General features: G+C 70.4%; 18 protein-coding genes. 10 read left to right on the top strand and 8 right to left on the bottom strand.

The features are described 5' to 3' along the window. Positions 1-158 precede the first annotated feature (158 nt). Complete coding sequence (locus tag AC07RV_RS38705) at positions 159-773, top strand: DUF4337 domain-containing protein (RefSeq protein ID WP_296787339.1); 615 nt, start codon at positions 159-161, stop codon at positions 771-773. Here the strand turns inward: AC07RV_RS38705 and AC07RV_RS38700 are convergent. Further along, positions 770-1,555, bottom strand: coding sequence for a helix-turn-helix transcriptional regulator (locus tag AC07RV_RS38700; RefSeq protein WP_296787337.1), 786 nt, complete (start codon positions 1,553-1,555; stop codon positions 770-772). The two genes, AC07RV_RS38705 and AC07RV_RS38700, sit on opposite strands and share 4 nt — an antisense overlap. Positions 1,556-1,702: 147 nt before the next feature. Here AC07RV_RS38700 and AC07RV_RS38695 point away from each other — a divergent pair, with 147 nt between their 5' ends. From AC07RV_RS38695 to AC07RV_RS38680, 4 genes are read left to right on the top strand one after another with little or no spacing between them, the layout of a single operon-like run. Then, positions 1,703-2,683 (top strand): Bug family tripartite tricarboxylate transporter substrate binding protein, encoded by a 981-nt coding sequence (locus tag AC07RV_RS38695; protein WP_208508000.1) that lies wholly within the window; start codon positions 1,703-1,705, stop codon positions 2,681-2,683. Positions 2,684-2,720: 37 nt separating this feature from the next. Then, a complete protein-coding gene (locus AC07RV_RS38690; RefSeq protein WP_296787334.1) occupies positions 2,721-4,565 on the top strand; it encodes an AMP-binding protein in 1,845 nt (614 codons plus the stop codon). Continuing rightward, complete coding sequence (locus tag AC07RV_RS38685; RefSeq protein WP_296787332.1) at positions 4,562-5,371, top strand: enoyl-CoA hydratase/isomerase family protein; 810 nt, start codon at positions 4,562-4,564, stop codon at positions 5,369-5,371. The genes AC07RV_RS38690 and AC07RV_RS38685 overlap by 4 nt, the downstream gene beginning before the upstream one ends. A 40-nt stretch (positions 5,372-5,411) precedes the next feature. Then, complete coding sequence (locus AC07RV_RS38680; protein WP_296787330.1) at positions 5,412-7,130, top strand: tannase/feruloyl esterase family alpha/beta hydrolase; 1,719 nt, start codon at positions 5,412-5,414, stop codon at positions 7,128-7,130. A 15-nt stretch (positions 7,131-7,145) separates the two neighbouring features. Here the strand turns inward: AC07RV_RS38680 and AC07RV_RS38675 are convergent, their stop codons facing one another. Continuing rightward, positions 7,146-8,870, bottom strand: a complete 1,725-nt coding sequence (locus tag AC07RV_RS38675) for an N-acyl-D-amino-acid deacylase family protein (RefSeq protein ID WP_296787328.1) — start codon at positions 8,868-8,870, stop codon at positions 7,146-7,148. Positions 8,871-8,887: 17 nt separating this feature from the next. Beyond that, positions 8,888-9,892, bottom strand: coding sequence for a Bug family tripartite tricarboxylate transporter substrate binding protein (locus tag AC07RV_RS38670; protein WP_296787326.1), 1,005 nt, complete (start codon positions 9,890-9,892; stop codon positions 8,888-8,890). A 162-nt stretch (positions 9,893-10,054) separates the two neighbouring features. On the opposite strand from AC07RV_RS38670, the gene AC07RV_RS38665 reads away from it, so the two are divergent. Further along, complete coding sequence (locus tag AC07RV_RS38665) at positions 10,055-11,104, top strand: LacI family DNA-binding transcriptional regulator (RefSeq protein WP_296787324.1); 1,050 nt, start codon at positions 10,055-10,057, stop codon at positions 11,102-11,104. 26 nt (positions 11,105-11,130) lie between these two features. Here AC07RV_RS38665 and AC07RV_RS38660 read toward each other — a convergent pair whose 3' ends face one another. From AC07RV_RS38660 to AC07RV_RS38650, 3 genes are all read right to left on the bottom strand, one after another. Then, entirely contained in the window at positions 11,131-13,689 is a 2,559-nt protein-coding gene (locus AC07RV_RS38660; protein ID WP_296787322.1) for a penicillin acylase family protein, read from the bottom strand. Between the two features lie 88 nt (positions 13,690-13,777). Then, positions 13,778-14,581 (bottom strand): helix-turn-helix domain-containing protein, encoded by an 804-nt coding sequence (locus AC07RV_RS38655; protein ID WP_296787320.1) that lies wholly within the window; start codon positions 14,579-14,581, stop codon positions 13,778-13,780. 27 nt (positions 14,582-14,608) lie between these two features. Continuing rightward, positions 14,609-15,124: a PLP-dependent aminotransferase family protein gene (locus tag AC07RV_RS38650; RefSeq protein ID WP_296787318.1), complete on the bottom strand. Its 516-nt coding sequence runs from the start codon at positions 15,122-15,124 to the stop codon at positions 14,609-14,611. A 173-nt stretch (positions 15,125-15,297) separates the two neighbouring features. Between AC07RV_RS38650 and AC07RV_RS38645 the strand changes: the two genes are divergently transcribed. Beyond that, the gene (locus AC07RV_RS38645; RefSeq protein WP_296787316.1) at positions 15,298-16,155 is read left to right on the top strand and encodes a LysR family transcriptional regulator; all 858 of its coding nucleotides are present in this window, start codon (positions 15,298-15,300) and stop codon (positions 16,153-16,155) included. A gap of 9 nt (positions 16,156-16,164) precedes the next feature. Here AC07RV_RS38645 and AC07RV_RS38640 read toward each other — a convergent pair whose 3' ends face one another. After that, positions 16,165-16,713, bottom strand: coding sequence for a TetR/AcrR family transcriptional regulator (locus tag AC07RV_RS38640; RefSeq protein WP_093355932.1), 549 nt, complete (start codon positions 16,711-16,713; stop codon positions 16,165-16,167). An 82-nt stretch (positions 16,714-16,795) separates the two neighbouring features. Next, on the bottom strand, positions 16,796-17,689 hold the full coding sequence (locus AC07RV_RS38635; RefSeq protein WP_296787314.1) for a LysR family transcriptional regulator: 894 nt from the start codon (positions 17,687-17,689) through the stop codon (positions 16,796-16,798). A 222-nt stretch (positions 17,690-17,911) separates the two neighbouring features. Between AC07RV_RS38635 and AC07RV_RS38630 the strand changes: the two genes are divergently transcribed. The 3 genes from AC07RV_RS38630 (at position 17,912) to AC07RV_RS38620 (ending at position 21,243) form a co-directional block, all read left to right on the top strand. Next, positions 17,912-18,166: an Atu4866 domain-containing protein gene (locus AC07RV_RS38630; RefSeq protein WP_208507990.1), complete on the top strand. Its 255-nt coding sequence runs from the start codon at positions 17,912-17,914 to the stop codon at positions 18,164-18,166. A 37-nt stretch (positions 18,167-18,203) separates the two neighbouring features. After that, a complete protein-coding gene (locus AC07RV_RS38625; protein ID WP_208507989.1) occupies positions 18,204-18,938 on the top strand; it encodes an SDR family oxidoreductase in 735 nt (244 codons plus the stop codon). 142 nt (positions 18,939-19,080) lie between these two features. Then, complete coding sequence (locus AC07RV_RS38620; RefSeq protein ID WP_296787311.1) at positions 19,081-21,243, top strand: LamG-like jellyroll fold domain-containing protein; 2,163 nt, start codon at positions 19,081-19,083, stop codon at positions 21,241-21,243. Positions 21,244-21,337: the final 94 nt, after the last annotated feature.

Here is a 21,337-nt window from a genome sequence, read left to right as displayed (position 1 = left end):
AGGCTCGAGAGAGATGGACTGGCCGCCATTATGGAAGTGAACCCGCGGCCGCCCCTGGCAGGCAGCCCCAGCCGACAGGACTTTCCCCAAGGCCGCAACGGCGTCGCGCCCGTGCATACTCCCGCGCCGTCCAGATCTTTCTGAAAACAAAGGACCCCATGTCAGGACACGGATTTCACGTGCACGGCCCGCACGACCACGAACTCGAACATGCCGCTACCGGCGGTCACGGCCATGGCCACGGCGATGCGGCCGAAGGCGCCGGCATGAGCGTCACGGGAAAGATCGCCGTCTGCACCGCGGCCATCGCCACCATCGGCGCGATCTTCTCGTACATGGGCGGTGCCACGCAGGCCAACGCCGGGCTCTACAAGAACAACGCGGCCATCAAGAAGACCGAGGCCTCGAACCAGTGGAATTACTTCCAGTCGAAGAGCACCAAGCAGGCGCTGGCCGAGTTCGCGCGCGACACCGCCACCGATGACGGTCGCCGCCAGGGCTGGCAGGCGAAGGTCACGCGCTACGAGCAGGAGAAGGGCGAGATCCAGGCCGCGGCGAAGAAGCTCGAGGACGAGTCCGTCCGCTGGGACACGGCCTCCGAGGAACAGATGCACCAGCACCACCGCTGGGCGCAGGCCACCACGGTGCTGCAGGTGTCGATCGCCCTCGCGGCCATCGCGCTGCTGACCCGCAGGAAGTGGCTGGAGCGCGCGATGTACGGCGTGGCGCTCGCCGGCATCGCGATCGGCGCGCTCGCGGCGCTGCACCTCTAGGGCGTATTCACCAGCACCAGCGCGAACAGCTCGTTGCGGTGGTGGATGCCCAGGCGATCGAAGGCCCGGTCCCTGAAAGTCTTGACCGTGCCGGCGGAAATGCCGAGGTCGTTGGCGATGCCCTCGTAGGTCCAGCCTTTCAGCATGCGCTCGCAGACCTCGCGCTCCCTGCGCGTGAGCACCGACAGCCTGGCGTCGAAGGATTGCTCGCGCGCACCGGCGAGATCGAGGTGGCGCTGCACGCAGGAGGTCAGGATCGGCGCGCCCATGCCGACCCACTCGATCTCCTCGCCCGTGAAGAGCGGCAGGCTCTCGTGCCGATAGAGGTTGATCGCCAGCAGGCCGTCGTCCTTGTCCTTGCAGACCACCGAGAGCCGCTCGCGCAGGCCGTGCCGCGTGTAGATGCGCTCGCGATGCGCGGCCGGGATCTCCTTCGCATGCCAGTGCACGAGCGTGCAGCGGGCCTGGCCGATCTGCTCGCGCGCCGCGAGGAAGGTCTGGTCCTGCCGGTACAGCGACGACCGGTACACCGCCCACGATTCCGCGGTGCCGTCGGGCGCGCGGTAGCTGCCCGAAGCCGGCATGCGCGGCGGCGCATGGTCGGACAGCCGGAACACCGACAGCCATGAGACCGGCAGCCAGCGGTTGAGCTGCGCCAGCGCGTCGTTGGCGAAGCCCTGGGCACCGATGCAGGCGATCAGTCCGGCCATGGCATCCACGGCGCGTCCGTCCGCGCTGGTGGCGAGCGCGGGCGTGGCGGACGAAAGGGGGATGAGCTGCATGGGCACGGCCGGTGGGATGCACGGAGCCTATCGGCGTGCCGCCTTCCGGCCGCACCGGGTTTTCCCCCTCAGGGCGCGCCCTGTCTACATCGCAGGGGACAGACGAAAAGCCTCCCATCGCGACACTGGCGGCCAAAGGAATCCCCCATGACGCTCTCACGCCGCACCCTGCTGGCCGCCTCCCTGGTGCCCACCCTCGCGCAGTGGCCGCTCGCCGCCCGCGCGCAGGCCTATCCCGACCGCCCGATCCGCCTGGCCGTGGGCTACGCACCCGGCACGGCGCCCGACGTGCTGGCGCGGCTGTTCGCGATCCGGCTGTCGGAGCTGCTCAAGCAGCAGGTGGTGGTCGACAACAAGCCCGGCGCCGGCGGGCAGATCGCGGCGCTGACGGTCGCCAAGGCCGTGCCCGACGGCTACACGCTGCTGCTCGGCGAGGTCGGCTCGATCTCGATCGCGCCGGCCGCCTTCGGCAAGCTCGGCTACGCGCCGAGCCGCGAGCTCACCGGCATCAGCGAGGTCGCGCGCGTCGACTTCCTGCTGGCCGTGCCCGCGAACTCGCCGCACAGGACGGTGGCGGACTTCGTCAAGGCGGCGCGCGCGCAGACCGGCCGGCTCAACTTCGGCACCTTCGGCGCCGGCACCTCGGGCCACTTCGGCGCCGAGCTGTTCGGCGAGGCGGCCGGCTTCCAGGTCGAGCCGGTGCACTACCGGACCACCGGCGACGCGGTCACGGCCATCCTCTCGGGCGACGTCGCGGCCGCGTTCGTTTCCACGGCCCTCGGCAACGCGCAGATCAAGGGCGGCAAGATGCGCGCGCTCGCCACCACCGCGCCGCGGCGCTCGCCGCTGCTGCCCGAGGTGCCGACCATGGCCGAGTCGGGCTATCCGAAGATCGACATCTCCTCCTGGTTCGCGCTGATGGCGCCCCAGGGCACGCCGCCGGCCCTCCTCGACCTGCTCGGCGCCGAGGCCGTGAAGGCCGTCCAGCCCGAGGACGCGCGCGCCCGACTCGTGGAAGCGGGCTTCAGCATCGTCGGCGCGGGCCGCGCCGACACCGACCGCATGCTGCGCGAGGAAGCGGCACGCTGGGCCGCGGTCGTGAAGGCCTCCGGGTTCCGCGGCGACTGAGAACAAGGAACGGGCGCCGACCGCGCCCCATCGACCCATGCAACACCACCGGATCCGCGATGCGGAGGACCTCGCGCGCATCGAAGCGCGGCCCTACGCCTCCTTCATGGCCCACGGCCACGTGTACGACGCGCTGTGCGAGGTCGCCGCCCTGCATCCCGCGCGCATCGCGCTGAGCTACCTGCTCGACGCCGATCCCGCGACGCCGCCGCGGCACTGGTGCTACGCCGACCTGCTCGCCGACATCCGCCGCGCCGCGAATCTCTTCGCCAGCCTCGTGCCCGACGAGACACCGCGCGTCGCGATGCTGCTGCCGGCCATCCCACAGGCCTGGCTGACGCTGCTGGGCGCCGAGACCGCGGGCCTCGTCTGCCCGATCAACTACCTGCTCGACGCCGCGCACCTGGCCGAACTCGTGCGGGCCTCGGGCGCGAACATCCTGGTGGCGCTGGGACCGCATCCGGAGCTCGACATCTGGTCGCGCGCCGCGACACTGGCCGACGCTTGCCCCGCGCTGCGCCAGGTGCTCGCGGTCGGCGGGGCACCGGGCGCGACCGACTTCGACGCGGCCCTGTCGCGGATGCCGCCGGATGCGTCGCTCGCGCGCCCGACACGATCCGCCGACGGCCTCGCCGCCCTCTTCCACACCGGCGGCACGACCGGCGCGCCCAAGCTCGCGCAGCACACGCATCGCAACCAGCTGCATGCCGCCTGGAGCGCGGCCCAGCTCTACGCGATGCGCGAGGACGACGTGATCCTCAACGGCTTCCCGCTGTTCCATGTCGCCGGCTCCTTTGTCTACGGCCTCTCGGCGCTGCTGAGCGGCGCACGGATCGTGCTGCCGACCCTGCTCGGACTGCGCAACCCGGCACTGGTGCGGCGCTACTGGAGCGTCGTGCGCGAGCACGACGTGAGCCTGCTCGCCACGGTGCCGACCGTGATCGCGACGCTGCTCGGCCTCGAGGCCGAACCCGAAGGCCATGCCCGCGTCCGCGCCCTGCTCACCGGCGGCTCGCCGCTGCCCAATGAACTGGCCAACGCCTTCGAGCGGAAGTTCGGCATCCCGGTGCGCAACATCCTCGGCATGACCGAGTGCGCAGGCGTGGTCAGCATCGAACCCTTTCTCGCGCCGCGCGTCCACGGCTCCTGCGGTATTCCGCTGCCGTTCACCGAGGTCAAGGCCGTGGCGCACGACGGCCGCGACTGCGCGCCGGGCGAGAGCGGCGTGCTGCGCCTGCGCGGCCCCAACGTAGGCCCTGGCTACACCGAAGCGCACCGCAACGCCGGCACCTTCGAGGACGGCTGGCTGATCACCGGCGACATCGGCCATGTCGATGCGCAGCGTCGCGTGTTCGTGACCGGGCGCGCCAAGGACCTGATCATCCGCAGCAGCCACAACATCGATCCGCAGGTGATCGAGGCGGCGCTGCTCCAGCATCCCGAGGTCGAACTGGCCGCGGCCGTGGGCGAGCCCGACGAGTACGCGGGCGAACTGCCGGTGGCCTACGTGTCGCTGCGGCCGGGATCGCGGATCGACGCCGAGGCGCTCTCGGCCTTCGCCAACGCGCGCATTCCGGAGCGGCCCGCGTTCCCCAAGCGCATCGAGATCCTCGCGGCGATCCCGCTGACCCCCGTCGGCAAGGTCTACAAGCCGCGGCTGCGGGCCCTGGCCTGCGAGCATGCCTTGACGCAGCGCCTGCGCGACGCCGGCCTGCTCGATGGCGTGGCGGTCGCGGTGGAAGACGGCGCGCGCGGACTGCATGCGCGGTTCCGCCGGCGCGCCGCGGTGGATGCCGCACCCGACGCCGAGCGCCTGCACGCGCTCATGCGCGCGTTCGCGATCCCGTACGAGATCGACGATCGCGCCGGAGACGCCGCATGAACCCGTCGGTGCGCCTCGACATCGACGGCGCGATCGCCACCATCACGCTCGATGCGCCCGCCACGCACCACGCGCTGACGCCGCGCATGTTGTGCCTGCTCGCGGATGCGGTGATGCGCTTCGCGGCCGACGACGCCTTGCGCGTGGCCATCGTCACGGCGACCGGCGAGCGCGCCTTCTGCGCCGGCGGCGACCTGTCGCTCACGCTGCCGTTGATGAGCGGGGCCCGCGCGCCAGAGAACGAATGGGACCGGCGCCTGCTGTCCGACCCGCGCGTGCTCGCGGCCTCGGGGCTGCGCGACTTCGAACTCGACAAGCCCGTGATCGCCGCCATCAACGGCGTGTGCATGGCCGCGGGCTTCGAACTGATGCTCGGCACGGACCTGCGCATCGCGGCGGAGCACGCCCGATTCGCCCTGCCCGAAGCCACGCGCGCGCTGATTCCCTTCGCGGGCTCTATGGTGCGGCTGCCGCGGCAGTTGCCGTGGCCGCTGGCCATGGAACTGATGCTGAGCGGCGGACCCATCGACGCGGCACGGGCCTGCGAGATCGGCCTGGTCAACCGCGTGGTGCCGGGCCCGGCACTGCTGACCGAGGCGCGCGCGCTGGCCGAACGCATCGCACGCAACGGGCCGCTCGCGCTGCAGGCGATCAAACGCACCGCGCGCGCCGCGAGCGGGCTGTCGCTCGCCGAAGGCTTCGCGCTCGAGAACCAGGCCAAGGCCAGCGTGCTCGCCAGCGAGGACGCGCGCGAAGGGCCGCGTGCCTTCATGGAGAAGCGCCCGCCGGTCTATCGCGGGCGATGAGGCCGACAGAGATTTCAACGCAGATGCAGGAGACGACGAGATGAACAAGAGCTACACCCCCACGACCCAGGTTTCGAAGCGAAGGATCTCGCTCGCGGTCTCGGTCATCGCGCTCGCGGTGCAGGCCGGATGCGGCGGCGGCGGAGGAGGCAGCGGATTCGCCCCGGTGGCTTCGGGCCTCGCTCCCGCGCCCGCGCCGGCCTCCAACACACCCGCACCACCTCCCGCACCCGCGCTGAGCGCGGCCGAGGCCTGCGCCGCCCTGAACGGGCTCAGCATCCCCGCCACCGACATCGCGCTGCCGACCTCGGGCGCCGTGGTCTCCAGCACCACGCTCGTCGCGCCGGCCGGCAGCGGATCGACCGCGGTCGGCGAGTACTGCCGCGTCACCGGATCGATCGCGCCGGTCGACGCCAGCGCTCCTCCGATCCAGTTCGACCTGGCCCTGCCGACCGCCTGGAACCGCAAGGCCATGCAGCTCACGGGCGGCGGCTACGACGGCAGCGTGATCGCGGGCAACGGCAACGCACCCGGCGCCTCGGGCCTCGCCACGCCGCTGGCGCGCGGCTATGCCGCCTTCGGCAGCGATTCGGGTCACAGCGGCAGTGCCGCCGAGGCCAGCTTCGCGCTCAACGACGAGGCGCTAGAGAACTACTTCGGCGACCAGTTGCGCAAGACGCGCGACGTCGCGGTGAAACTGATCGCGCGGCGCTACGGCGCGGCTCCCGTGCGCACTTATGCGGCCGGCGGCTCCGGCGGCGGCCGCGAGGCGCTCTACGTCGCGGACCGCTGGCCCGCGCTCTACGACGGTGTCATCGCCTATTTCCCCGCCTGGTCGCTGACGGGCATGCTGACCAACTACGCGATCACCTCGAAGGCGCTCGCCGCGCCCGGCGCCTGGTCGAACCCGGCCAAGCAGCAGTTGCTGACCCGCTCGGTGGTCGCGGCCTGCGATGCGCTCGATGGCGCGACGGACGGCGTGATCGCCAAGGTCTCGGCCTGCGCCTTCGATCCCGCGACCCTCGCCTGCCCGGGCGGCGCCGACAGCGGCGACGGCTGCCTGTCAACGGCCCAGATCGGGGGCTTCCGTGCCTATGCCACGCCACTGAAGCTGCCCTACCTGCTGGCCAACGGCACCGACGGCTATGCCGCGCTCAATATCTTCGATGGCGGCGTCATTCCCGCGATGGGCAGCAGCGCACCGGCCACGCCCTCGCGCTTCGACATGGCCTTCGCGACCTACATCGGCGAATCCTTCGTCAAGTACATGGTCTACCGCGATGCCAGCTACGACCCCTTCCTGTTCGCCGTCGATGCGAACGGCTACGTGCAGCAGCGGCTGCGCTACATCTCGTCGCGGCTGGACGTCAACCCCGACCTCAGCGCGTTCGCGAACAAGGGCGGCAAGGTGCTGATCGTGCACGGCATGGCCGATCCGCTCATTCCCGCGGGCTCGTCCGAGGAGTTCCACCGGCGCGCCGTCGCGGCGATGGGCAGCGAGCGGGTCGGCGCCTTCCTCAAGTACTACGAGGTGCCCGGCTACGGGCATGGCGGCGGCGCCTACGACGTGCGCTTCGACGCGGTCGACGCGCTCGAACGCTGGGTCGAGCAGGGCGTCGCGCCCTCCAGGCTCACGGTGACGGATGCCAATGCCGGCAACAACGGCCGCACCCGTCCGCTGTGCGAGTACCCGGCCTGGCCGCGCTACGACGGAACGGGCGACGTCGATCTCGCCAGCAGCTTCACTTGCGCGCGCTGACGTCCCCCGGCGCCCTCACGCGCGGCGCTGCGGTCCCCGCATCAGCTTCCCGGGCAGCGCCCCCGTGCGCTCCCCGTTCTCCATGATGGTCTGCCCCGCCTTCAGGGTCGCGCGATAGCCCTCGGCGGTCTGCACCAGCCGCCGTCCGCCGGCCGGCAGATCGAAGGCGACATAGGGCGGCGGAATGCGCAGCCGGTCGAAATCGATGATGTTGATGTCGGCCAGGTAGCCCGGCTGCAGCAGCCCGCGGTCCTCCAGGCCATAGATGCGCGCGGTGTCGCGCGTCTGCCGCTGCACCATCAGCTCGAGCGGCAGCGTCGGCCCGCGACTGCGGTCGCGCGCCCAGTGCGTGAGCATGTAGGTCGGCATGCTCACGTCGCAGATGTAGCCGCAGTGCGCGCCGCCATCGGCCAGGCTCATCATCGTGCGCGGATGCTGCAGCTCGGCATGCAGCTGGCTCAGGTCGTTGTAGGCGTAGTTGAAGCTCGGGAAGTAGACGATGCCCTTGCCGTCGAGGTCCATCAGCATGTCGTAGACCACCTCCAGCGGCGTGCGTCCGTCGCGCTGCGCGATCGCGGCCACGCTGCGTTCCTGCGGCGGCTCGTAGTCGGGCTCGGCGCCCAGCGCATACATCTTGTGGAAGCTCTGCGTCAGGTAGGCCATGCGGCTGTCGTACCGGGCCGAGCCGGTCAGCGCATCCATGTCGGTCAGTTGCGCGCGCACCGCCGGGTCGCGCAGGCGCGCGAGCTTCTCGGTCCACGGCAGCGGCGCGATCTGCTGCCACAGCGGATGCGCCATGAACGGATGGGTGGAACCGAGCCACGCCATCAGGATGCCGGCGGGCCGGCCCGCCACCGCGCCGTAGAGCGGCACGTTCTGCCGGTGGGTCTCGTCGAGCGCGGCCAGCAGGCGCTTCCAGGTGTCGGGCGTCTGGTCGGTCTGCACCAGCGCGAAGGCCACCGGCAGGTTGTTCTCGCGCGCGAGCTGCGTCATCCACGGCAGCTCGGTCTCCATCTGGTAGTGGTTCGACGTCATCTGGAAGACGCCATGGCCGACCTCGCCGAGCGCGCGCGCGATGCCGAGGATCTCGTCGGGCGAGGCGAAGGTGCCCGGCGGGTACTTGCGGCCCTGGTACTTGTGGATGATGGTGCGGCTGGTCGAGAAGCCCAGCGCGCCGGCCCGCATGCCTTCGCGCACCAGTTGCACCATGGCCTGGATGTCGGCGGGCGTGGCCTCGTCGTGCGTGATGCCGCGCTCGCCCATCACGTAGGTGCGCAGCGCCGAGTGCGGAATCTGCGCGCCGACGTCGAGCGCGCGCGGCATGCGCTCGAGCGCGTCGAGGTACTCGGGGAAGCTCTCCCACTGCCAGTCGATGCCCTCGGCCAGCACGGTGCCCGGAATGTCCTCCACGCCCTCCATCACGCTGATGAGCCACTCGCGCTTGTCGCGATGCACCGGCGCGAAGCCGACGCCGCAGTTGCCCATCACGACGCTGGTCACGCCATGGTCGGTGGAGGGACTGAGGTAGGGGTCCCAGGTCACCTGGCCGTCGTAGTGCGTGTGCACGTCGACCCAGCCCGGCGTGACGATGGCGCCGCTGGCATCGATCTCGCGATGCGCGGCGCCCAGCTTGCCGCCGACCTCGGCGATGCGTCCGTCGGCGATGCCGATGTCGCCCGTGAAGCGCGGGCCGCCGCTGCCGTCGACCAGCGTGCCGCCGCGGATGATGGTGTCGAACATTCCGATGTCTCCTGCGCTCAGTCGAGCTTGATGTTGGCGGCCTTGATGACCTCGCCCCAGCGCTCGCTGTCGTTCTTCACGATGGCGGCGAAGGCGGGGCCCGAGGCGCCCGATGGTTCGTTGCCCTGCGTCTCGATCAGCTTGAGCATCTCGGGCGAGCGCGCGATCTTCGCGAGCAGGTCGCCGATCTTCTTCGCGACGGCCGGGTCCATGTTTCCGGGGCCGAAGATGCCCTGCCAGCCCACGATGTCCAGGCCCTTCACGCCCTGCTCGGCAATGGTCGGCATGTCGGGCAGCACCGGCACGCGCGCCGGCGTGGCCGTGCCGAGGCCGATGGCCTTGCCGGCCTTGATCAATTGCACCGCCGTGGCGGTGCCGTCGAAGTACAGCTGCACCTCGCCCGCGACCAGCGCGCGCGAGGCGTCGGCCGTGCCCTTGTAGGGCACGTGCGTCATCTTCGTGCCGGTGCGCATCTGCAGCAGCTCGCCGTTCAGGTGGGACGTGGAGCCCTGCGAGAACGAGGCGTAGTTGAGCTTGCCCGGGTTCGCCTTGGCATAGGCCACGAGTTCGCCGATGTTCCTGAACGGCGCATCGGGCGGCGCGATCAGCACCGTGGCCGACTTCACCATCTGCGCCAGCGGCGTGAAGTCCCTGACCGGGTCGTAGGGCAGCTTCGCGTAGAGGTGCGGGTTCTGCGTGTGCGTGATGACGATGGTGTAGAGCAGCGTGTGCCCGTCGGCCGGCGAGCGCGCCACCTCCTGCGCGCCGATGAAGGTGCCGGCACCGGGCTTGTTGTCGACGATCACGGGGGCGCCGCCGAGTTCGTCGGTCATCAGCTTGGCGATCACCCGGGCCGTGGCATCGGAGCCCGAGCCCGCGGGGAACGGCACGACGATGCGCACCGGCTTGCCGGGAACCGGCCATGCCGCGGGCTGTGCCAGCGCGAGCGGCGCCATCGTGCAGGTGGCGGCGAGCACGGCGGCAGCGAGCAGCGCGCGGCGAAGCGTGGGGATCGGATGCATCGGACTGTCTCCATTCGTGGGCCCGCCAGCGCGTTCCAGGCGGTTTATGCAAGCGCTTGCACGAAGCATAGGAGCAATCGAATCCACGTGACCCCGGGGTTAGCACCTAGGCCTGCATGCGCTTGCACGGGGCGGCTAACATGCGCTGTCCATCGACCCTCCATGACCGCCTCGCGCCCGTCCTCCCCTCTTCCCACGCCCGGTGCCCGCGCCGCTTCGCTGGCCGATGTCGCGGCGCTCGCGGGCGTGTCGACCGGCACCGTGTCCCGCGTGCTGAGCCGGCCGAACATGATCAGCGAGGCGACGCGGCTGCGCGTGATGGATGCGGTCGACCGGCTCGGCTATGTGGCCAACGGCACCGCGCGCGCGCTCGCGATGCGCCGCACCATGACCGTCGGCGCGATCGTTCCGCGCTTCGGCAGTTCGTCGTTCCCGGCGCTGGTGCAGGCGCTCGAGTCGACGCTGGCGGCCGGCGGCTACACGCTGCTGCTGTCCGCGCCCGAACCGAGGCCCGCCACCGACACGAGCATCCTGCGCGCCTTGCTCGAGCGCGGCGTCGACGCGGTGGCGCTGCTCGGCGCCGAGCAGCCGCAGCAGGTGCTGGCCATGCTCGGCGCGAGCCGCACGCCCTTCGTGTGCATGTGGGCGCCGCCCGATGCCAGCGGCAGCAGCATCGGCTTCGACGAGAAGGCGGCGGCGGTGCTGATCGTCGAGCACCTGCGCGCGCTCGGCCATCGCAGCCTCGGCTACATCGGCGGGCGCACCGCGGACAGCGAGCGCGCCAGGCGCCGCCTGCGCGACCTGAAGCTCGCCATGGCCGAGCGCTCGCTCGTGCTGCGCACCGAGGCCGTCATCGAGACCGACCATGGCTTTCGCGAAGGCTTCGAAGCCATGCAGGCCATCGCGCGCCGCGAGCCGCCCGTCAGCGCCATCGTCTGCGGCAGCGACTACCTCGCGGCCGGCGCGCTGGCCGCGCTCGACCAGGCCGGCATCGAGGTGCCGCGCCGGCTGTCGGTCGCGAGCTTCAACGACAACGACTTCGCGCCCTATCTGCACCCGCCGCTGACCACCGTGCACCTGCCGATCCGCGAGATCGGCGAACAGGCGGGACGGCAGCTGCTGGCGCGGCTGGGTGCGGGCAGTGCGACGGCACCCGTCGCACTGCCGGTCCGGCTGATGGAACGCGCGAGCACGGGGCCGGCGCCGCGCTGAAGGCACGACGCCGGCGCCCACCCATCTCACTCGCTCAGAGCAATGCTCCGGTACGCCGGGTCCGCGGCGATCTCCGCCTCCGTGTAGGGAACGCGCAGCCACTGCTTGGCGCTGTAGGCCCGCGTGTAGTCGGCATGGTGCGCCGAGGCAGGATCGTCCGAGAGCGAGTAGGTCAGGAAGGTGTCGGCCTCCACCTTGCCGGCCGGGAAACGGACGATCTGCATGTAGCTGTTGGCGATGACGGAATCGCCATCGAGGCTGTAGCCGCCGCGGTCGAGCCGGTTGAAGGTGGCGGTGGTGGTGAAGACACCCGTGAGGTCGCTCATGCCGCCGAACAGCGGAATCTTGCGGCCGTTGCGCGTGACGAACAGGTAGTCGCCGCGCGGCGCATTCACCGGATAGGGGCTGGCCTCGACGCGCATCAGCGCGGCGCCGAAAGCCTGGCGCAACGCATCGCTCGCGCTGCCCCGGATCTCGCGCGGCGTGTTGAGCGGATCCTCGGAGGAGAAGGGCACGGCATAGAGATCGTTCTTGGGAATCGCGTTCTCCACGCGGCCCCAGAACTCGTCCCAGACATGCGCGCCGCGCGCATCGATGTTGTCGGTGTCGTCCCAGGCACGCAGCGCGGTGCAGGCCTCGGCGGTCCGGACGGTGCCCGCGGGCGTGTCTCCCAGGTAGGGGTCGTTGTAGGCCGCCACGTCGATGTCGGGGGTTGCGCACACCAGCGCCAACACCTGCGCCTTGAAGCGCTCCGCGGTATAGACGCGGCTGTCGAGCACCATCCGTTGCACCGTCGCGGCGGTGGCCGTCTTGCCCGCGTAGCCGTCGGTACCACTCAGGCGGCCCTGCGCCATCAGGTGGCCGAGGCGGGAGCGGGTGGTGAACCCGGTCTCGACGCCGCCGAAGATGGCCGGGTAGCCGGTGAGCCGCTCGTTCGGGTTGGTGAGCCAGGCACTCGCGTTCATGTTGGCCACGTAGTCGTCGCGCAGCAGGCTGGGCATGCGCGCGGGTCCGACGGCCCCCTTCTGCACCGAGTCGGGGTCGGTCTGCCAATCGCACTCGCTGCGCGATCCGTCGAAGACCGGCACGCGTTCCAATGCGGCGGCCAGCAGCTGGCCCACGGCCGTGGTGCAGCGCTCGGTCTGTTGCGGCGAGACGTTCGGCACGGCCGTGATGTCGGCGTACCAGGCCTTGGCGCTGCCGCGCCCCACGGCGGTGGTGTTGACCCACGGGATCCCCGCCTCCTCGCGCTGGATGGCGATGAACTCGTCGAGCGACTTCGCCTGGTCCCAGCGCAGCCAGGCCCGGAAGGCGCGGAAGTTGTCGGCGTTGATGTCCCGGATCGCGAAGGCCGTGCGTGGGCTCCAGGCCAGCGCGGGACTCATGCCCGCGAGGTTGATGAGGGGGCCGTACTCGCTCTTGTAGAGCGTGCGGGTCTGCGCGGGGCCGCCCTTGACGTCGACGGCGATGGTGCTGGGCTTCATCTTCACCGGCTTGCCGTCGCGCAGATAGCTGGTCGGGTCGCCCTCGGCCAGCACGAGTTCATAGAGGCCGAAGCGCCGCGCGGCCGAGACGGTGTGGCTCCAGGCCACGTCCTGGTTGAAGCCGATCAGGATCAGCGGGACGCCGAGGAAGGAAGCGCCGCTCACATCGAGTTCGCCCGGAATGGTGAGCTGGGCCTGGTAGAAGCGGTCGGGGCCGCGCCAGTACCAGTGCGGGTTGCCGAACTGCAGCGCGCTGTCGTCGCCCGTGCCCGCGGTGCCGAAGGCATACATGTTGCTGCCCACGCCATGCTTGCCTCCCACCTCGAGGGCGGGCGCCTTCGGGGGCTGCGTGCGCAGCGCGGCGAGTTGCGTGCCTTGCGCGCGGCGCAATGCGCGCGCCGATGCCTGCGCCTGCCCGGCCGTCGACGCAGGCGCGACCGCGCTCGCGATCTGCGTCACGAAATTGCCGTAGCCGGCCGTGAGGTTGGCCGCGTAGAGGCGGCGCCAGATATCCCCCGCCGCGATGGGCGCCACCCATGCTTCGCCGCGGCAGGCCGCATGCGCGCCGGCTTCGCCACCGGCCTTCAGGTCGCGCACATAGCGGCTGTAGCCGGCCGCGAAGCCTTCGACCAGCTGCTTCAGCTTGTCGGGCTGGGCCTGCGCGAAAGCATCGATCGTCTCGCTCGAGAGCACGTGCTTGTGGAAGAAATCGGACTCGATGTTCTTCGGCCGGCCGATCGTTCCCGGGTACACGAGCAGTGCATCGGCACCGAAGTTCTTCGACCGCTCGCCGCGGTAGGTGAGGAAGGCATCGGCCATGGTGCAGAGGTTGTCCTGCGCCTGCGCATAGCCATAGCCGTAGCCCACGCCGCCCCAGTCGGCCGCCTTGATGTGCGGCACGCCCATCGCGGTGCGGCGGATCTCGGCCTTGAAAGCGGGAGCGCCGGCGCTCGGAGGCGCCGGGTTGCCGGGCGCGGGCGGTGTCGTGCCGGCGAAGGAAAAGCCGTTGTCGCCACCGCCCCCGCCGCATGCGGCGAGCGTGGCTGCGATGGCCAGCAGGCCGAGCGGCCTGCTGGCGCGCCAGAGTTGTCGTTGTTGCATCGTGTCTCCTGTGAATCACTCCGCGGGGGAGTGGCGAGGAGCTTAGGGACGGCAGCCGCGCGCCCGTTGTACGCACCCGCCGTCTTGCTCAGGGTGGACCCCAGGTGTGCAACGCACCGACATCGGAGCGCACCTGCACCTGCGCGCCGTTGGCGAGAAAGGAAGGCACCAGGCCGAAGCAGCGCTGGTAGGTGCGGCTCATGTGGGCCATGTCCGTGAATCCGCCCTGGTGGGCGATGTCCGCCAGCGGGCCGCTGCGGCCCGCGAACTGCTGGACCGTGCGCCGCACCTTGGTCCACAGCAGGTAGCGCTTGATCGACAGCCCCAGCTGCTGGCGGAACAGATGCGTCAGCCGGTCGGGCGAGAGGCAGGCCTCGGCCGACAGGTCGCGCAGCGGCAGCGGGCCGACATGGGTGCGCGCGCGCTCCAGCACGCGCTCGATGCGCGGGTCCAGTGGCACATGGCGCAGCGGACGGCCGGCCACGGCCTCGACCATGCGCGTGCTGAGTTCGCGCAGCTGGCTGTCGCGCAGTTCGCCCTGCAGCGCGGCCTCGAAGCGCTCGCGCAGGCGGCCGAAGCATTGGGCATCGATGACCTGGATGCCGCGATCGCCCTGCACGCCTTCGAGCATGCGCGCCACGTTGGAAGACGGCTCCATGTTGAGCGACAGCAGGCCGCAGCCGTCGACATCGAGCCGGCGCGGCACGTGCGGTGCCACGAGCGCCGCGGTGCAGCGCACGCGCGTGCCGTCCATCCCTTCGAGCGCGAAGGGCCGCCCGCTGGCCGACACCAGCAGCGTGGCCGAGGGGCGGGCCGTCAGGCCCGAGCGGATGGCCGGCGTGATGTAGAGGAAGCGGTCATCCCACAGGTGGAGATAGTTCTGCGTACCCATGGCGGACGAAGCGCAACGCTCTTGCGGCTACGCGCCGTGCGCGACGGCCTGCTTCAGCAGCCTCGTGCCGAGCTCGGCCTCCGCTTCGCTCGCCTGGACGCCCTGCCGGCCATGCAGTGCGACCACGTCCATGCGCAGGCCCAGCGTCGCGCGCTCGCGCGCCTGCACGATCTCGATGCCCAGCAGCAGCCCGCGGCCCGGTGCATTTCCGGCCTCGTCGCTGTCGAAGGATCGCCGCAAGGCGTGCAGGCCGCTGTCGGGCCAGGCATCGGCGCGCACGGCCACTTCGAGCCGTCGCGGAAGCACTGCGGCGACCCCATCGCCCGCGCGAGGCAGATAGAAGAAGCCGCCGGCGTGACGCCCCTCCGCGGTCTGCCCCGGTGTCAGCCACGCCGCCAGCGGCAGCTCGACGCTGAGCGCCTGCGACAGCGCGTGAAGGTCGGGCGCGTCGCCCTCGATGCCGAGCATCACGCCGGCGCGTCCGTACCGGATCAGGTGCCGGCGGGTGTTGGCCCAGAAGGCGGAATCGACGCCGCAAGACATGGAGAGCTCCCTTTGTTCGAGGCCGCGAAGTCTAGGAACACGGGGGGCATGCGCCAAGCCAATATTTCTTATTCCAGCTATCAGCGCCGCTTGCGGCAGCGGGCTCACAGACCACTGTGGTTGCAATCAGACCGAATCGGTACGAAAATCGCGCACCCCAGAAACACCATGCCTTGAGCCGCCATCTCGACATCGACCTGCTGCGCACCTTCGTGGCGATTGCGCAGGCGCGCACGCTCGGCCAGGCCGCGGCCCGCATCGGCCGCACGCAGGCCGCGGTGAGCATGCAGGTCAAGAAGCTCGAGGAGACGCTGAACCAGCCGCTGCTGCATCGCACCGGCCGCGGCGTCGTGCCCACGCTGCACGGGGAGCGCCTGCTTGGCCATGCGCGCACGATCCTCCAGCATCACGATGCGGCGCTGGCCGAGATCTCGGGCGCGACGCTGTCGGGCACGCTGCGCTTCGGCTGCCCCGAGGACTACGCCGTCGCCTTCCTGCCGCAGATCCTGCGCGGCTTCGCGGACCGGCATCCCCAGGTGCGTGTGGAGGTGTTCTGCGCGCCGACCGCCCGGCTCGACGACCAGCTCAGGAAGCACACACTCGACCTCGCGCTGGTCTCCACCATCGGCGCAGAGCGCAAGCTTCCCGTGATTCGCCACGAAGCGCTGGTGTGGGTCGGCCTGCGGCATGATCTCGCGGCGGCGTGCGAGCCGCTGCAGCTCGCGCTGTCCGACCCCGACACGCTGGACCACCGCGTGGCCTGCGAGCGGCTCGATGCCGCCGGACGCAGCTATCGGCTGGCCTATGCCAGCGCCAGCATCTCGGGCTTGCTGGCCATCGTGCGCTCCGGCCAGGCCATCGCGGTGCTCACCCGGTCCGCCGTGCCGCCGGACCTGCAGATCCTGGAGACCGGCGACGTGCTGCCCGCGCTGCCCACGATCGGGCTGGCGGTCGAATTCAGCCTCGAGCCCGCAACCGCCATGGCGGCGGCATTCGCCGATCACCTGCGAGCGACATTGCCGACGCTCTAGCGACCGTGCTCAGTGGCCCAGCGCATTCATCGCCGACGCGATGATGTCGTCGCGCCATTCCTTCTGCTGACCCAGGCGAACGGCCGAGATCGCCGCGATGCCCAGGCCGGAGAACGCGAGCGTGATGCGCACGATGCGCTGCGCCTTGGCCTTGAACGGATCGGTGCCGAGCGCTTGGTAGATGAGCAGCGCGATCTCCATGAGCTGCGGCTCGGTGCTCTCCTCGGCGCCCGAGAGCCGGTTGGCGAAGGCCGACACGCCCGGCCATTCGAAGGTGAAGTCGACATAGGAGGCAACGACGGTGCGGTCGCGCCGGATGCCGGGGCGCATGCCTTCGACGCTGGCCAGCAACGCCGTCACGTGGTCGCGCCCGGCCTGGAAGCCCGCCTCGTAGATCGCCTTCTTGCTCGGGTAGCGATAGAGCAGCCCCGTCTTCGAATAGCCGATCGCATCCGCGATCTGCTGCAGCGAGGTGTTCTCGAACCCATGCTTGGCGAACAGGCCGGCGGCGCAATCGACGATCCGGGCGTTCATCTGGGACTTGGTCGGCCTGAGCATGCGGGCAGTCTAGCGCAGGGTCCGACCGAAGCAGTCGATTTCCGTTCGAATCGGTACGGACCCGGCCGATGCCCCGCCGCGCTCAGCGCTGCGCGAACGACTTCACGTGATCGACCAGCGCGCGCAGCTTGCGCGGCGGGTTCCGGCGGCTCGGAAAGTACAGGAAGAAGCCCGCGAAGCTCGGCAGGAAATCGTCGAGCACCGAGACCAGCTCGCCGCGCTCGATGTAGGGCCGGAAGGTCTCCTCCATGCCGATCGTGATGCCGGTGTCCGCGAGCGCGGTGCGGATCATCAGCAGCATGTCGTTGGTCGTGATCCTCGGCGCCACCGTCAGCGCGAAGTCGCGCCCGTCCTCGCGGAACTCCCAGCGGTACGGCGCTTCCTTGGGCGAACGTCGCCATCCGATGCAGCAGTGCGCGAGCAGCTCGCGCGGATGCGTCGGCACGCCGTGCGCGGCCAGGTAGGCCGGGCTCGCCACGACCATCTGGCGCTGCGGCCCGGTGAGCGGGACCGCCACCATGTCCTGCTCGATGACCTCGCCCAGCCGCACGCCGGCATCGAAGCCCGCGGCGACGATGTCCGACTCGTCGTCGGTCACGGTCACATCGAGCGTCACGCCGGGATGGGCCGCCGCGAAAGTGCTGATCAGCGGGCCCGAGAGGAAGCGCTCAGCGATCGAGGTCACCGCGACCCGGAGCACACCGCGCGAAGGGCCTTCGACCGCGGCCTCTTCCAGCGCCGCGCTCACCGTCGACAGCGGCTCGGCAATCTGCCGGTGCAGCGCTTCGCCCGCCTCGGTCAGGCGCACGTGGCGCGTCGAGCGCTGGACCAGCGCGATGCCCAGGCTGTCTTCGAGCCGCCGGATGCCCTGGCTGACGGCCGAACGCGTCACGCCCAGATGGTCCGCGGCGGCGCGGAAGTTCTGCTCCTTCGCCACCGCGAGGAAGAAGCGCAACAGGTTGAAGTCGGCATCCATTGGTTAGCAATGCTAACCGGCGCAGTCAGCCATCGGGGAGTTCTCTTAACCGCCGCGCCTTCCTAAAGTCCGCCCATGACTTCACGAACCACCCTTTCTCCAGCGGCTCGCAACCGCCGGAAACCCACGCGGCGCGGTCTGCTGGCCCTCGGGCTCGTGACCCTTGGCACGGCCCTCGCCGCCCCTCACCGAGCCCAGGCTCGATCTCCAAAGGAATCGGACATGACAACCCATCCCTACCTCGGCATGTGGGTGACCGGCGACGGCCACGTGCGCCATCAGCTGCTGCCCAACGGCCGCTACGACGAGGCGCGCGGCAGCCGCGAGAGCGCCTACCGCGGCCGCTACGTCGTCGAAGGCAACCACATCGAGTACGTCGACGACACGGGCTTCACGGCCGATGGCGACTTCATCGACGGCGTGCTGCATCACGGCGGGATGGTGCTGCGGCGCGGCGCGCCTGCCAGCACCCGATGACCCGAACCCTCGTTTCCAACCTTAGAAAGACCCAACCATGAACGCCAAGACTTCCAGGATCGTCCTCATCACCGGCGCCAGCAGCGGCATCGGCGAAGCCACCGCCCGCCTGCTCGCGAAGAACGGCGCCACCGTGCTGCTCGGCGCCCGGCGCACCGAGCGGCTGGACCGGATCGTCGCGGACATCGTCGCCGCCGGCGGCATCGCCGAGGCGCGCGCACTCGACGTGACGCGGCGCGAGGACGTGCAGGCCTTCGCGGCCCACGCCATCGCGCGCTTCGGCCGCATCGACGTCATCGTCAACAACGCCGGCGTCATGCCCCTGTCGCCGCTCGCCTCGCTCAAGCTCGACGAGTGGGACCGGATGATCGACGTCAACATCCGCGGCGTGCTGCACGGCATTGCCGCCGTGCTGCCCACCATGCAGAAGCAGGGCGCGGGCCACGTGATCAACGTCGCGTCGATCGGGGCGCACGCCGTCTCGCCCACGGCTGCCGTCTATTGCGCGACCAAGTACGCGGTCTGGGCCCTCTCCGAGGGCCTGCGGCAGGAGCACCAGGACATCCGCGTCACGACGATCAGCCCGGGCGTGACCGAGTCGGAGCTGGCCGACACCATCTCGGACCAGAAGGGCCGCGAAGAGATGAAGGAGTTCAGGAAGGTGGCGATCAGCGCATCGGCGATCGCGCGCGCCATCGACTTCGCGATCTCGCAGCCGGAGGACGTGGACACGAGCGAGATCGTCATCCGGCCCACCGCCAGCGCGCATTGAGCGTCGCTTCGACGCGCGCCGGGCGCCGCTTCAGGCGTCCAGCGCGCGATCGCCATGACAGCCGCAAGCGTCACGCCGCTGACACGCCCACGTCACCCCGTCTTCCTACGCTGCGCGCCTTCATCCTTTCGTTCAGCTTGCAATGAATTTCTCCGACGATCCGCGCGGCACGACCTCGCCGCGCGACGCCTCGCCTTCCACGCCGCATCCGGCCCCCGCTCCCGAATCCACCACGCCGCCGCGGCGCGACCTGCTCAAGCTCGGCGCCTCGCTGCTGACCCTCGGCATCAGCGGCGCGCTGCTCGCCGCCTGCGGCGGCGGCGGCGGTTCGCCGGTGCTGGGCGCCCTGCCCGCGCCCGCCCCGGCGGCCCCCGCGCCGGCACCGGCGCCGCCGGTCGCCGCGAAGATCTCGAGCTTCGCGCTGGCCGTGATGCCCGACACCCAGTTCTACGCGCGCTACGCCACCGCGGCCGAGAGCGACCAGTACGACAAGCGCTTCGGCAGCGCGCCCTTCGCCGCGCAGACGAAGTGGATCGCCGACAACGCCAAGGCGCTCAACATCCCCTTCACCATCCATCTCGGCGACGTGGTCGACCAGGTCGGCAAGCCCGACCAGTGGAAGGTGGCCGATGCGGCGATGAAGCTGCTCGAGGACGCGAAGCTGCCCTACAGCGTGCTGGCCGGCAACCACGACGTGCTGCGCGACGTCGACTACGGCGTCGACCCGGTCGGCGGCACCGACGCCGACCGCGACCCGAGCAAGGAGCCCTACATCCAGTGGTTCGGCACCGAGCGCGCGAAGAAGCAGGCCACCTTCGGCGGGCGCGACCCGAGCGGTTTTCACGAGTACCACGTGTTCGAGGCGCAGGGCCAGAAATTCATGGTGCTGTCGCTGTCGTGGCGCATCTCCGCCGCGGGCATCGCCTGGGCGCGCCAGGTGATCGCGAAGAACCCGACCCTGCCGGTGATCCTGTCGAACCACCAGCTGCTCAACATCGATGCCGACGGCACCAGCCCGCTCGAGACCGACTACGGCAAGATGCTGTGGGAGAAGCTGATCCGCGACAACGACCAGATCTTCATGACGCTCAACGGCCACCACCACGGCGCCGCGCACCTCACGAAGACCAACGACTTCGGCCACAAGGTCGAGGAGATGGTGGTGGACTACCAGATGGCCTACCAGGGCGGCAACGGCCTGATGCGCCTCTACGAGTTCGACCTGACGAACAAGAAGATCAAGGTGCTGTCGTTCTCGCCATGGGTGCCGCAGAAGCCGGCCGCCACGCTCAACACCTTCGACCAGGCGGTGCTGACCACGCCCAACGAGGCCTTCGAGATCGAGATGGATTTCGCGCAGCGCTTCTCCGGCTTCAACAAGGCCTTCGGCAGCGGCAGCGCGGTCATCGAGGGTTCGCTGGTCGACAAGGCGCGCGCGATGATCCTCGCCAACTACAAGGACCCCGAGACCGTCGCGCAGCGCCCCGCCGCCGACGCGGAGGACTATCCGAAGGTCGCGAACACGCTGGCGCACTGGCGCTTCTTCGGCGGCGCGCTCAACCAGCCGGTGCTGCCGGGCACGGTGGTGGCCGACGTCACGGGCCACAACCCGCTGCACCGCGATGCGCTCGACCAGGGCGGCGTGAAGGGCGCGGCCAATGGCGACGTGGTGTGGACCGACGACCGCCATCACCTGTCGGCGGCGCCGGGCTCGGTGCGTTTCCTCAACACCAACAAGAACACGCCGCGCCTGAGCTACTTCCTCACCGACGCCAGCGCGCCGATCAATGCGCAGACGCTGGAGAACGGCTACACGGTCGAGGCCTTCGTCAAGATCGACAAGAGCTGGACCAGCGGCAACCAAGCGTGGATGAACATCATGACGCGCGACGGCCGCCGCGGCGACCTCGCGGGCTATGCGGGCGGCGACGGCGAATCGCCGCCGATGCTGTTCGCGATCTCGAGCCTGCGCGAGGTGCAGTGGGAGGTGGTGCCGAGCCCCGCCGGCCGGCGCGAGCCCAAGGCCAACTGGTCGGGCGAGGTCATCGCCGACCGCTGGGTGCACATCGCCATCGTGAACGACCCGGCCTCGCACGACACCACCATGTACGTCGAGGGCGCACCGGTGCTGCGCAACGCCGCCGCGATCCCCGGCCTGGCCACGCTGTCGGCGAGCTCGCCCTGGGTGGTGGGCGGCGGCTCGTGGGACGGCGACCGCGCCGACGGCTTCTTCGGCAACATCGGCGAGGTGCGCGTGGTCGCGGCGGCATTGACGCCGTCGCAGTGGCTCACCGCGCGGCGCTAGGCGCCACGGGCGCGAGGCGGACCCACAAGGTGTGAAGAAACCGTAGCGAGCGCCCCGAGGTCGCGCCGAGGACCGGAGCCGTACCTTGTACGGT

Source organism: Variovorax sp. GW821-FHT09B01, assembly GCF_059418345.1.
Note: the sequence above shows the minus strand (reverse complement) of the source record. Positions and strands in the feature narration are given on the sequence as shown.

What these genes read in the sequence shown, in the direction of transcription:
- AC07RV_RS38705 (WP_296787339.1), top strand. Translation starts at nt 159, where the DNA reads ATGTCAGGACACGGATTTCACGTGCACGGCCCGCACGACCACGAACTC.
- AC07RV_RS38700 (WP_296787337.1), bottom strand. Translation starts at nt 1,555, where the DNA reads ATGCAGCTCATCCCCCTTTCGTCCGCCACGCCCGCGCTCGCCACCAGC.
- AC07RV_RS38695 (WP_208508000.1), top strand. Translation starts at nt 1,703, where the DNA reads ATGACGCTCTCACGCCGCACCCTGCTGGCCGCCTCCCTGGTGCCCACC.
- AC07RV_RS38690 (WP_296787334.1), top strand. Translation starts at nt 2,721, where the DNA reads ATGCAACACCACCGGATCCGCGATGCGGAGGACCTCGCGCGCATCGAA.
- AC07RV_RS38685 (WP_296787332.1), top strand. Translation starts at nt 4,562, where the DNA reads ATGAACCCGTCGGTGCGCCTCGACATCGACGGCGCGATCGCCACCATC.
- AC07RV_RS38680 (WP_296787330.1), top strand. Translation starts at nt 5,412, where the DNA reads ATGAACAAGAGCTACACCCCCACGACCCAGGTTTCGAAGCGAAGGATC.
- AC07RV_RS38675 (WP_296787328.1), bottom strand. Translation starts at nt 8,870, where the DNA reads ATGTTCGACACCATCATCCGCGGCGGCACGCTGGTCGACGGCAGCGGC.
- AC07RV_RS38670 (WP_296787326.1), bottom strand. Translation starts at nt 9,892, where the DNA reads ATGCATCCGATCCCCACGCTTCGCCGCGCGCTGCTCGCTGCCGCCGTG.
- AC07RV_RS38665 (WP_296787324.1), top strand. Translation starts at nt 10,055, where the DNA reads ATGACCGCCTCGCGCCCGTCCTCCCCTCTTCCCACGCCCGGTGCCCGC.
- AC07RV_RS38660 (WP_296787322.1), bottom strand. Translation starts at nt 13,689, where the DNA reads ATGCAACAACGACAACTCTGGCGCGCCAGCAGGCCGCTCGGCCTGCTG.
- AC07RV_RS38655 (WP_296787320.1), bottom strand. Translation starts at nt 14,581, where the DNA reads ATGGGTACGCAGAACTATCTCCACCTGTGGGATGACCGCTTCCTCTAC.
- AC07RV_RS38650 (WP_296787318.1), bottom strand. Translation starts at nt 15,124, where the DNA reads ATGTCTTGCGGCGTCGATTCCGCCTTCTGGGCCAACACCCGCCGGCAC.
- AC07RV_RS38640 (WP_093355932.1), bottom strand. Translation starts at nt 16,713, where the DNA reads ATGCTCAGGCCGACCAAGTCCCAGATGAACGCCCGGATCGTCGATTGC.
- AC07RV_RS38635 (WP_296787314.1), bottom strand. Translation starts at nt 17,689, where the DNA reads ATGGATGCCGACTTCAACCTGTTGCGCTTCTTCCTCGCGGTGGCGAAG.
- AC07RV_RS38630 (WP_208507990.1), top strand. Translation starts at nt 17,912, where the DNA reads ATGACAACCCATCCCTACCTCGGCATGTGGGTGACCGGCGACGGCCAC.
- AC07RV_RS38625 (WP_208507989.1), top strand. Translation starts at nt 18,204, where the DNA reads ATGAACGCCAAGACTTCCAGGATCGTCCTCATCACCGGCGCCAGCAGC.
- AC07RV_RS38620 (WP_296787311.1), top strand. Translation starts at nt 19,081, where the DNA reads ATGAATTTCTCCGACGATCCGCGCGGCACGACCTCGCCGCGCGACGCC.